Raw genomic sequence first — 10306 nt, 5'->3', positions numbered from 1 at the left:
TGGCTAGCAGCAGCTACGAGCCGCAAGCTTCAAGCGGCAAGTCAGGGCAGTTCGGGTACAACACATCAGCTTGCAGCTTGTAGCTTGCAGCTCACAGCTTTTGCGGAGCAGACAACATGATTTCTAAGGAAGGCCTTACACACCACATCTCCCAGCAGTTCAACGCCGAACTGGAGGAAGTGCGCAGCCACCTCCTGGCCATGGGCGGGCTGGTCGAGAAGCAGGTCAACGACGCGGTCACTGCGCTGATCGAGGCCGACTCCGGCCTGGCCCAGCAGGTGCGCGAGATCGACGACCAGATCAACCAGATGGAACGCAACATCGACGAAGAATGCCTGCGCATTCTCGCCCGTCGCCAGCCGGCAGCGTCCGACTTGCGACTGATCATCAGCATTTCCAAATCGGTGATCGACCTGGAGCGCATCGGTGACGAAGCGACCAAGATCGCCCGTCGCGCCATTCAGCTGTGCGAAGAAGGCGAGGCGCCGCGCGGTTACGTCGAAGTGCGCCACATCGGTGACCAGGTGCGCAACATGGTCCGTGATGCACTGGACGCCTTTGCCCGTTTCGATGCCGAACTGGCCTTGTCGGTGGCGCAGTACGACAAGATCATCGACCGCGAATACAAGACCGCCCTGCGTGAGCTGGCGACCTACATGATGGAAGATCCGCGTTCTATCTCGCGGGTTCTGAGCATTATCTGGGTACTGCGTTCGCTGGAGCGTATCGGCGACCACGCGCGCAATATCTCGGAGCTGGTGATTTACCTGGTACGGGGCACCGACGTGCGGCACATGGGTCTCAAGCGCATGAAGGAAGAAGTCGAAGGAACAACCGGCGAAACCGCTAATGTTCCGGGCAAAACTGACGATAAGTAAGGTTGCCCAAGTAAAGCGCCCGGCCTGTTGGCCGGGCGTTTTTGTTTGTGGCCTACGCATTCGAAAGCAGCACCCGTGAACGAAAAGTCCCGGCGTGACTGAAGGTTTTTTGGCAATGTGCCATCAGCAAGGCGGTATGCTGGCCGGGATTTTTTAAAGGGGTGGTGGATGAGTAAGGTCAGTGTGTTGGTCGTGGACGACGCGTCGTTCATTCGTGACTTGGTGAAAAAGTGCCTGCGCAATTATTTCCCGGGCATGCGGATCGAAGACGCGATCAACGGCAGAAAGGCCCAGACCATGCTGGCCAAGGAAGCATTCGACCTGGTCCTGTGCGATTGGGAAATGCCGGAAATGTCCGGCCTGGAACTGCTGACCTGGTGCCGTGAGCAAGACAACCTCAAAGCCATGCCGTTCGTGATGGTGACCAGTCGTGGCGACAAGGAGAACGTCGTCCAGGCGATCCAGGCCGGGGTATCCGGTTATGTCAGCAAGCCGTTCACCAACGAACAACTGATCACCAAGGTCAAACAGGCGCTGCACAAGGTCGGCAAACTCGATGCCTTGATCAACGTAGCCGCGACCAAAACCAGCCCTGCATTCGCCAACGATTCCCTCTCAGCCCTGACCGCTGGCAAGACCCCCGTCACCACGCCAACAGCCGCACCCGCACCGTCCAAAGGCTTGCTCAGCAGCCCGCCGGTCAAGGTGCCTGCGGCCTCTTCAGCACCCGCCAGCGGCCGTGGCCAGGGTCAGCTGCGTTTGCCGAACGGCATCCAGCAGTGCGTGATCAAGGCTTTGAGCCTCAAGGAAGCCCTGTTGGTGGTCAAGCGCACCGAGACCCTGCCGCAGATCCTCGACAGCGCCGTGCTGGACCTGGAGCAGGGCGACAATGCCGAAATCGCCCGCCTCAACGGCTATCTGCATGCCGTCGTGGCCCACGAACCGAAGCCCGACAGCGACTGGCTGCAACTGACCTTCCGCTTTGTCGATCAGGATGCGCAGAAGCTCGATTACATCTCGCGCCTGATTGCGCGGGGGACAGCGCAGAAGCACTTCATTCCTGGCGCTTGAGACAGCGTCGCCTGTCAGTCCGTCTTCGCGAGCAAGTCGAGTCGTCGCACCGCCGCTCCCACATTTGAAATGCATTCCAATGTGGGAGCGGCGGTGCGACGACTCGACTTGCTCGCGAAGGGGCCATTGGCTTTGTCAAAAATCTTCTGAACGGCCCATTTTGAAACATCTGCCGACTACCCGGGTCCATAGCAGCTGCTAGGCTCCATCTCAGTTCCCACTCGACAGAATTCTTGCTCATGTTCACGCGCCTGCTGCTTTTCTGTGGCCTGTTCATGGTCGCCACCTCGGCCGTGGCCATGACCATCTACAAGTCCAAAGACGCCAATGGCGTGGTTTCCTACAGCGACCGCCCCAGCAAAGGCGCCCATGTGTTCGTTTTCCGCGATGGCATGGTCGAGCACCTTGAGCGTCAGGTACGCCTCATCATCATGAAGAAAAACGGCGTGCACAGCGTCTATGTGCGCAATGACCTGTATGCACCGGTAGAGGTCGAATTGAGTTTTGCCGGGGTGAAGAACGCCAGCGGTGTGCCGGGCAAGACGATTCGGCGCGTGATACCGATGCGCAGCAGCGTTCGCCTGGCGCAGCTCACGGCAGCCAAAGGTGGAAGGCCGCTGGCGTACGTCCCGAAGTTCAAGTATTCCCTGGGCGACCCCTCGGGCCCCACGGTGGGCTATCGGTACCCGTTGCCCTGGCGTGGCGGCCCGTTCCGGATCAGTCAGGGTGCCAATGGGCCCTACAGCCACTTTGGCCCCAAGAGCCGTTACGCCATAGACATCGCGATGCCTGAGGGCACGCCGATCATTGCCGCGCGAGGCGGGGTGGTGGTGAAGACCGAGAACGGACAGAGCGGGCGCGGCACCGATGCCTCCGGCAATTTTGTGCGGGTGCTGCACGATGACGGGACCATGGGTGTCTACCTGCACCTGAAGAAAGGTTCGGTCTGCGTTCGGGAGGGTCAGCGAGTAACGGTAGGCAGTGCTTTAGCGTTGTCCGGCAACACCGGCAACAGCACCGGGCCGCATTTGCACTTCGTGGTGCAGCGCAATACCGGGCTGGGGCTGGTGTCGATTCCGTATCAGTTCAACCAGCCGGTGGGTGCTTTGCCCAACTTTGCGTTGGGCAAGCAATAAAAGATCGCGGTGTTCACATAGCCCTGTAGGAGCTGCCGAAGGCTGCGATCTTTCAGGTCAATACGTTTAATCGAGCATCAACACCTTGGCCAGGACGATCTTCGGCCCCTTCATCTTCTTGATGATGATCCGCAGGCCTTCGACTTCCAGCACTTCTTCCTCTTCCGGAACGCGCTTGAGGCTCTCATAGACCAGCCCGGCAAGGGTTTCGGCTTCGACGTGGTCGAGGTCGATGCCCAGCAGCCGTTCAACCTTGAACAGCGGCGTATCGCCCCGTACCAGCAGCTTGCCCGGCTGGTACGCGAGGATCCCGCGCTCGGCCTTGCGGTGTTCGTCCTGGATGTCGCCCACCAGCACTTCCAGCACGTCTTCCATGGTCAGGTAGCCGATGATGTTGCCGTCGGCCTCTTCGACTACGGCGAAGTGCGAACCGCCCTTGCGGAACTGCTCCAGCAACTGCGACAGCGGCATGTGCCGCGACACGCGCTCCAGCGGACGGGTCAGTTCGGCGAGGTTGAACGACTCGGGAATGTGGTCCAGCGCTGCCAGTTCCAGTAGTAGATCCTTGATGTGCAGCAGGCCGACGAACTCCTGGCGTTCGCTGTCGTACACCGGATAGCGGCTGAACTTGTGGCGACGGAACATCGCCAGGATCTGCTTGAGCGGTGCGTTGAACTCCAGGGTCACCAGGTCTTCGCGGGAGTTGGCCCAGTCGACCACTTCCAGTTCGCCCATTTCCACCGCCGAGGCTAGCACGCGCATGCCTTGGTCGCTCGGGTCCTGGCCACGGCTGGAGTGCAGGATCAGTTTCAGCTCTTCACGGCTGTAGTGGTGCTCGTGATGCGGGCCGGGCTCACCTTGCCCTGCAATGCGCAGGATGGTGTTGGCACTGGCGTTGAGTAGGTAGATGGCCGGGTACATGGCCCAATAGAACAGGTACAGCGGCACGGCGGTCCACAGCGACAGCAATTCGGGTTTGCGGATCGCCCAGGATTTCGGGGCGAGCTCACCGACCACGATGTGCAGGTACGAAATGATGAAGAACGCGGTGAAGAACGAGATGCCTTTGACCACTTCGGCCGATTCAACGCCGACAGCGCTCAGTACCGGCTCAAGAATGTGGGCAAACGCGGGCTCACCGACCCAACCCAGCCCCAGGGAGGCGAGGGTGATACCCAATTGGCAGGCCGAGAGGTACGCATCGAGCTGACTGTGTACGGTACGCAGGATGTGCCCGCGCCAGCCGTTTTTGTCAGCGATGGCCTCGACCCGGGTCGAACGCAGCTTGACCATGGCAAATTCCGCCGCAACGAAAAAGCCGTTGAGCAAAACCAGGATCAGAGCAAAAAGAATCATGCCGAAGTCGGCGAAAATTGTAGCGAGGGTCAAGCCAGGGGAAGGGTCCATGATGGAGTTTTGCGGGTTCCGTGTATTCGAAAGGGAAGTAAGAATCGCGCCTGAAAGGCAGACGCAAGTCAGCCAATGTAGCGGCTGACTCGGCGGTTGCCTAGTGGCGCGTGCTGGCCGGTATCAGTCGGCGGTGCTGATAACCCGTGATTGGGTGACCTGAGCCGGCGCAAAGTGGCAGGTAAAGGTACTGCCGTGGCCCGGTACGCTGCTGATTTCCATCCGTGCCCGATGACGTAACAAAACGTGTTTGACGATCGCCAACCCCAGGCCGGTGCCACCGGTATTGGAGTTGCGGCTGGAGTCGACGCGATAGAAGCGTTCGGTCAGGCGCGGCAGGTGTTTGTTATCGATGCCAATCCCGGAATCCTGCACGCTCAGGTGCGCGCCCTGATCGTCGCCCCACCAGCGAATGCGGATATTGCCTTCGGCCGGGGTGTATTTCACCGCGTTGAACACCAGGTTGGAAAACGCGCTGCGCAACTCCGCCTCGCTACCCTTGAGCAGAATCGTCGGGTCGGCTTCCAGGGTGATTTTCTGGTTTTTCTGGCCGGACAACTGCTGCGCGTCGCTCTTGATCGATTGCAGCAAGCCATCGATCGGCACCGGCTGGTTGTCCGATGGATAATCGGTGGCTTCCAGCTTGGCCAGCAACAACAGGTCGTTGAGCAGAGTCTGCATGCGACCGCCTTGTTGCTGCATTTGCTGCAAGGCACGGCCCCAGCGAGGGTTCACCTCGTCGACGTTATCGAGCAGGGTTTCCAGGTAGCCGCAGATCACCGTCAACGGCGTGCGCAGTTCATGGGACACGTTGGCGATGAAGTCTTTGCGCATTTGCTCGAGCTGATGAATGCGCGTCACATCGCGCACCAGCATCAAGTGTTCGTTGTTGCCGTAACGGGTGATGTACAGCTGAATGCGCACGCGGTCGTTGGTCGGCGAAGGAATTTCCAGCGGCTCGGCGTAGCTGTCTTGCTCGAAGTATTCCTTGAAGCGCGGGTGGCGCACCAGGTTGGTCACCGGTTGGCCGCTGTCCTGCGGGGTCTTGAGACCCAGCAGGGTTTCGGCGGCGCGGTTCCACCATTCCAGGTTGCCGTCGGTGTCGAGCATGATCACCGCGTCTTTCAGTGCGGCGGTGGATTCCTGAACCCGGTCGATCACTGCTTGCAGGCGCCCGCGCACCCGTTGGTCGCGGCGTTGCAGGTGGTAGATGCTGTCGAACACCTCGCCCCACAGGCCGTAGCCGTCGGGTGGCGCTTCATCGGGTTTGTGCAGGCGCAGCCACTCGTGCAGACGCAGCAATTGCTTGAGGGTCCAGGCCAGGTAAAGACCCAGGCCTGCGGCGAGGCTCCAGCCGTAATAGCCGGTGATCAGGCCGATCACCAGGCAGGCGGTGACCAGTAGCAGCATGTGGCGAATCAGGGTGCCATGCCAGTTTTGGTTCACGAAAAAAATACGTCCTTGAAAGTGGAACCGCTGCGATTATCAGGCCTTGGTTGAGAACCGGTAGCCAGTGCCGCGCACGGTTTGTACCAGATTTTCGTAAGCATCGCCGAGGGCTTTGCGCAGGCGTCGAATGTGCACGTCGACGGTACGCTCTTCGACATAGACGTTGCCGCCCCAGACCTGATCCAGCAACTGGCCACGGGTGTAGGCGCGCTCCTGGTGGGTCATGAAGAATTGCAGCAGGCGGTATTCGGTCGGGCCCATCTCGGCGGGACGGCCGTCGATGGTCACGCGGTGGCTGATCGGGTCCAGCAGCAGGCCGCCGACTTCGATGGGCGCCTCGCCATCGGTCGGGCCAGCACGGCGCAGCACGGCCTTCAGGCGCGCCACCAGCTCACGGGGGGAAAATGGTTTGGTGATGTAGTCGTCGGCGCCGACTTCCAGGCCCTGGATCTTGTTGTCCTCTTCACCCTTGGCGGTGAGCATGATGATCGGGATGTCCCCGGTCAGCTCATCACGCTTGAGGCGACGGGCCAGCTCGATGCCGGACGTGCCGGGCAGCATCCAGTCGAGCAGGATCAGGTCCGGTTTGCGGTCGACGATAATGGCGTGGGCCTGCTGGGAGTTTTCAGCCTCCAGGCAGTCATAGCCGGCCATTTCCAACGCAACGGCGATCATTTCGCGAATAGGCGCTTCGTCGTCGACGATCAGAATGCTCCTGCCAACCATGCCCTTAATCCTCTTGTCATTTAACTGTCTTGCGCCGCATTAGATAACGGAATTATTGCAGTCGTGTGACAGTATTTTAGTCGTCCGGCGATTGGCTGGATCCTGGGCTAAGCTCTAAGTCCGGATCCTGACAACCACAAGAGGAAGGTTTCCATGAACTACATTGCTCAATCCTGGAAGGTTTTGCTGGTCACGGCTGCGTTAACGCTGCCGACACTGGCCTTTGCCGCCGAACCGGCGATGATGGACAAAGGCATGATGGTCGACCATAAGGGCATGACCTTGTACACATTCGACAAGGACGCGGGTGGCAAGTCGATGTGCAACGGCGACTGCGCCAAGTACTGGCCGCCAATGATGGCGCCGGCGGGTGCCAAGGCCGAAGGTAAATGGACAGTCATCAAGCGTGACGATGGCATGATGCAATGGGCCTATGACGGCAAGCCGCTGTACTACTACGAGGACGACAAAAAACCCGGAGACATGACGGGTGACAAGAAAAAAGATGTCTGGCACGTCGTTCGCGAGCATATGTAACACTGCCAAAAGATCGCAGCCTTCGGGTAGGAGCTGCCGAAGGCTGCGATCCTTTCAACGGTCAACGCAGTGCGTAATCCAGCACAATCCCGACGAAAATCGCCAAGCCCGCCCAGTGATTGTGCAAAAATGCCTTGAAGCAACGCATCCGGTCCTTGTCGCGGGTGTACCAGAATTCCCACGCAAAGCAGCCCGCCGCCACCAGTAACCCGAGGTGGAACCAGCCACCCAGGTCGAACTTCGACCCCGCCAGCAACAGGCAACCCAGCGCCAGCCCTTGCAGTGTCAGGATGATCACCCGGTCCGCATCGCCGAACAGGATTGCCGTGGATTTCACGCCGATCTTCAGGTCGTCATCGCGGTCGGTCATCGCGTAATACGTGTCGTAACCCACGGTCCACATCAGGTTGGCGATCCACAGCAGCCATGCGGCAGCCGGCAATTCACCGGTTTCTGCGGTGAACGCCATCGGCATCCCCCACGAAAATGCGGCGCCCAGCACCACTTGCGGGTAATAGGTGTAGCGCTTCATGAAGGGGTAACTGAACGCCAGCGCCAGGCCGCCCAAAGACAGCCAGACGGTCGCGGCATTGGTGCACAGCACCAGCAGGAAGCTCACGCCCATCAGCAATGCGAAGAACACCAGCGCTTCTTTCGAGCTGATCTTGCCGCTCACCAGGGGGCGCTGCTCGGTGCGTTTCACATGACCATCGACCTTGCGGTCCGCCCAGTCGTTGATCACGCAGCCACCGGCGCGGGTCAGCACTACGCCCAGGACGAAAATCACGATGTTGGCCAGGGATGGCGAACCCTTGCCGGCAATCCACAACGCCCACAGTGTCGGCCAGAGCAACAGGTAAATGCCGATCGGCTTGTCCATCCGCGTCAGCTGAATGAAGTCCCAGGCCCGAGGGTTCACGCGGTTCAAGGACTTGAGCAGGCTTTGGTACATCAGAGGTTCTCCGATTGGGCGCGTGCGGCGTCCCACAGGGAAGGCAGGAAGATTTCGGCCACCAGTACACTCAACGCACCGCGGTCAAAACGTGAACGGCGGCCCCATAGATCCGACGCCCGCACCTCGCTTGGCAACCATTCCTGAGGATAATGACAAACCTCAATGGCCCGGCGCTGAAAGGCCTGGTCGCAGAACAGCAATTCCCCCAGGGAGCGGCTGCCCAATTCGTCCATGTGCAAGCCGTCGCCTTGCAATGCACTGCGTGCCGCGACGCTGCGGGCGAACACCCAGGCTTCACCATGACCGCGCAGATACACCTCGCGCACCCAGCCTTCACTGCCGTCGGCCAGGTCCAGTGCTGCGCATTCGTCGGCGCGCAGGGTTTGCCAGCCTTCGAACATTGGCGAGACGCTGAAGGCATCATTCGACAGATGAATCAGGCGTCGAGTAAGTGAGCCTTCGTCGAACAGCCAGTCCAGGATGGAGGCATCGGGGAGGGGCGCCAGTTCGCTGCGCGAGAGCCAGAGGGGAGCTGGAGAGGGGGATTCTGTGTGTTGCACAATGAGTCATTATTGGCAGCAAATGAGGCGGCGAGCTTAACATGTCAGCCACCGATATCGATTGAATTGGCCTGCCGTTGCGCCGAACAGGCTTGCATCCGGCGGCATCGATCAGTACAAAACGCGCTGAGCTGGACGGCAGTGCTACAACCATCGACCGTCCGGCCGGCAAAACGCCTGAACCCTGAGGAAGTACCTGATGAAAAAGTGGCAATGTATCGTCTGCGGCCTGATCTACAACGAAGCCGACGGTTGGCCGGATGACGGCATTGCGCCGGGCACCCGTTGGGAAGACGTGCCGGAAGACTGGCTGTGCCCGGACTGCGGTGTGGGCAAAATGGATTTTGAAATGATCGAAATCGCGGCCTGAATAATTGAGGAGTAAGGAATGAACGCACCTGTCGTTATCATTGGCACCGGTCTGGCTGGCTACAATGTCGCCCGCGAGTTTCGCAAGCTCGACAGCGAAACCCCGCTGCTTTTGATTACCGCCGATGACGGGCGCTCCTACTCCAAGCCGATGCTCTCCACCGGCTTCGGCAAAAACAAGGACGCCGACGGCCTGAGCATGGCCGAACCCGGCGCCATGGCCGAACAACTCAAGGCCGAAATACGCACCCACACGCGCATCAGCGGCATTGACCCGGGCCACAAGCGCCTGTGGATCGGTGAAGAAGCGGTGATGTACCGCGACCTGATCCTGGCCTGGGGCGCCGAAACCGTGCGTGTGCCCATTGAAGGTGACGCGGCGGATTGCGTATTCCCGATCAATGACCTGGAAGATTACGCACGTTTCCGTGCGGCAGCCGCTGGCAAGCGCCGCGTGCTGCTGCTCGGCGCCGGCCTGATCGGCTGCGAGTTCGCCAACGACCTGACCTTGGGCGGCTACGAGGTGCAACTGGTTGCGCCGTGCGAGCAAGTCATGCCGACCCTGTTGCACCCGGCGGCTGCGGCAGCGGTGCAGGCTGGCCTGGAAAGCCTCGGCGCACGTTTCCACCTCGGGCCGGTGCTCAATCGTCTGCAACGCGTGGCGGACGGTCTGGAAGCGCACCTGTCAGATGGCCAGGTGATCCCGTGCGACGTGGTGGTCTCGGCGATTGGTCTGCGCCCGCGCGTCGACCTGGCGGCAGCGGCCGGTCTGCAGGTCAACCGCGGCATCATGGTCGACCGGCACCTGAAGACCTCCCACGCCAACATCTACGCCCTGGGCGATTGTGCCGAGGTCGACGGGTTGAACCTGCTGTACGTGATGCCCCTGATGAGCTGTGCGCGAGCGCTGGCGCAAACCCTGGCCGGTAATCCGACCGCCGTCACCTACGGCCCGATGCCGATCACCGTCAAAACACCGGTGTGCCCGCTGGTGGTGTCCCCGCCGCCACGGGGCGCGGAAGGCATCTGGACCGTCGAAGGGCAGGGCGCCGACATCAAGGTTCTATGCCGCGATGCCGCAGGCAAACTACTCGGTTATGCCCTCACCGGTGCCGCCGTGATGGAAAAACTGGCCCTGAACAAAGAGCTTCCAGCCCTGTTGGCATAAATACCGGTCGTTCTGTCGGAATCACCCCCCTTTTGCCCTAACAATGGCCG

11 protein-coding genes are annotated in these 10306 nt (G+C 60.3%); 6 read left to right on the top strand and 5 right to left on the bottom strand.

The genetic code is table 11. The annotated features are described in order from the left end of the window. The first annotated feature begins 116 nt into the window (after positions 1-116). The 3 genes from phoU to PMI26_RS13800 all read left to right on the top strand — a co-directional run bounded on the left by phoU (position 117) and on the right by PMI26_RS13800 (position 3085). Entirely contained in the window at positions 117-878 is a 762-nt protein-coding gene (gene phoU, locus PMI26_RS13790; protein WP_007975209.1) for a phosphate signaling complex protein PhoU, read from the top strand. Positions 879-1046: 168 nt separating this feature from the next. Beyond that, a complete protein-coding gene (locus PMI26_RS13795; RefSeq protein WP_007975208.1) occupies positions 1047-1949 on the top strand; it encodes a response regulator in 903 nt (300 codons plus the stop codon). A 239-nt stretch (positions 1950-2188) separates the two neighbouring features. Further along, positions 2189-3085 carry a peptidoglycan DD-metalloendopeptidase family protein gene (locus tag PMI26_RS13800; RefSeq protein ID WP_007975207.1) on the top strand — a complete coding sequence of 299 codons (897 nt, stop codon included), beginning with the start codon at positions 2189-2191 and terminating at the stop codon, positions 3083-3085. A 66-nt stretch (positions 3086-3151) separates the two neighbouring features. On the opposite strand, the gene PMI26_RS13805 is transcribed toward PMI26_RS13800, so the two are convergent. From PMI26_RS13805 to phoB, 3 genes are all read right to left on the bottom strand, one after another. Continuing rightward, positions 3152-4492, bottom strand: coding sequence for a hemolysin family protein (locus tag PMI26_RS13805; protein ID WP_007975205.1), 1341 nt, complete (start codon positions 4490-4492; stop codon positions 3152-3154). Positions 4493-4615: 123 nt separating this feature from the next. After that, positions 4616-5902: a phosphate regulon sensor histidine kinase PhoR gene (gene phoR / locus PMI26_RS13810; protein ID WP_238540821.1), complete on the bottom strand. Its 1287-nt coding sequence runs from the start codon at positions 5900-5902 to the stop codon at positions 4616-4618. A gap of 75 nt (positions 5903-5977) precedes the next feature. Further along, positions 5978-6667: a phosphate regulon transcriptional regulator PhoB gene (gene phoB / locus PMI26_RS13815; protein WP_003229608.1), complete on the bottom strand. Its 690-nt coding sequence runs from the start codon at positions 6665-6667 to the stop codon at positions 5978-5980. A 153-nt stretch (positions 6668-6820) separates the two neighbouring features. On the opposite strand from phoB, the gene PMI26_RS13820 reads away from it, so the two are divergent. After that, a complete protein-coding gene (locus tag PMI26_RS13820) occupies positions 6821-7204 on the top strand; it encodes a COG4315 family predicted lipoprotein (protein WP_007975203.1) in 384 nt (127 codons plus the stop codon). 61 nt (positions 7205-7265) lie between these two features. On the opposite strand, the gene ubiA is transcribed toward PMI26_RS13820, so the two are convergent. Further along, positions 7266-8156, bottom strand: a complete 891-nt coding sequence (gene ubiA / locus PMI26_RS13825; protein ID WP_007975202.1) for a 4-hydroxybenzoate octaprenyltransferase — start codon at positions 8154-8156, stop codon at positions 7266-7268. After that, complete coding sequence (locus PMI26_RS13830) at positions 8156-8719, bottom strand: chorismate--pyruvate lyase family protein (protein ID WP_007975201.1); 564 nt, start codon at positions 8717-8719, stop codon at positions 8156-8158. The genes ubiA and PMI26_RS13830 overlap by 1 nt, the downstream gene beginning before the upstream one ends. 199 nt (positions 8720-8918) lie before the next feature. Between PMI26_RS13830 and PMI26_RS13835 the strand changes: the two genes are divergently transcribed. After that, the gene (locus tag PMI26_RS13835) at positions 8919-9089 is read left to right on the top strand and encodes a rubredoxin (RefSeq protein ID WP_007975200.1); all 171 of its coding nucleotides are present in this window, start codon (positions 8919-8921) and stop codon (positions 9087-9089) included. Between the two features lie 18 nt (positions 9090-9107). Then, on the top strand, positions 9108-10256 hold the full coding sequence (locus PMI26_RS13840; RefSeq protein ID WP_007975199.1) for an NAD(P)/FAD-dependent oxidoreductase: 1149 nt from the start codon (positions 9108-9110) through the stop codon (positions 10254-10256). The last annotated feature ends 50 nt before the right edge of the window (positions 10257-10306 follow it).

This window comes from Pseudomonas sp. GM33, assembly GCF_000282295.1.
Taxonomy (GTDB): Bacteria; Pseudomonadota; Gammaproteobacteria; order Pseudomonadales; family Pseudomonadaceae; genus Aquipseudomonas; species Aquipseudomonas laurylsulfatiphila.
This window is presented reverse-complemented; position numbering and strand designations above follow the sequence as displayed.

Bases quoted from the DNA above. Each gene is read 5' to 3' on its own strand.
- PMI26_RS13820 (WP_007975203.1), top strand. From the start codon at position 6,821: ATGAACTACATTGCTCAATCCTGGAAGGTTTTGCTGGTCACGGCTGCG.
- PMI26_RS13795 (WP_007975208.1), top strand. From the start codon at position 1,047: ATGAGTAAGGTCAGTGTGTTGGTCGTGGACGACGCGTCGTTCATTCGT.
- PMI26_RS13800 (WP_007975207.1), top strand. From the start codon at position 2,189: ATGTTCACGCGCCTGCTGCTTTTCTGTGGCCTGTTCATGGTCGCCACC.
- phoB (WP_003229608.1), bottom strand. From the start codon at position 6,667: ATGGTTGGCAGGAGCATTCTGATCGTCGACGACGAAGCGCCTATTCGC.
- PMI26_RS13835 (WP_007975200.1), top strand. From the start codon at position 8,919: ATGAAAAAGTGGCAATGTATCGTCTGCGGCCTGATCTACAACGAAGCC.
- phoU (WP_007975209.1), top strand. From the start codon at position 117: ATGATTTCTAAGGAAGGCCTTACACACCACATCTCCCAGCAGTTCAAC.
- phoR (WP_238540821.1), bottom strand. From the start codon at position 5,902: ATGCTGCTACTGGTCACCGCCTGCCTGGTGATCGGCCTGATCACCGGC.
- PMI26_RS13805 (WP_007975205.1), bottom strand. From the start codon at position 4,492: ATGGACCCTTCCCCTGGCTTGACCCTCGCTACAATTTTCGCCGACTTC.
- ubiA (WP_007975202.1), bottom strand. From the start codon at position 8,156: ATGTACCAAAGCCTGCTCAAGTCCTTGAACCGCGTGAACCCTCGGGCC.
- PMI26_RS13840 (WP_007975199.1), top strand. From the start codon at position 9,108: ATGAACGCACCTGTCGTTATCATTGGCACCGGTCTGGCTGGCTACAAT.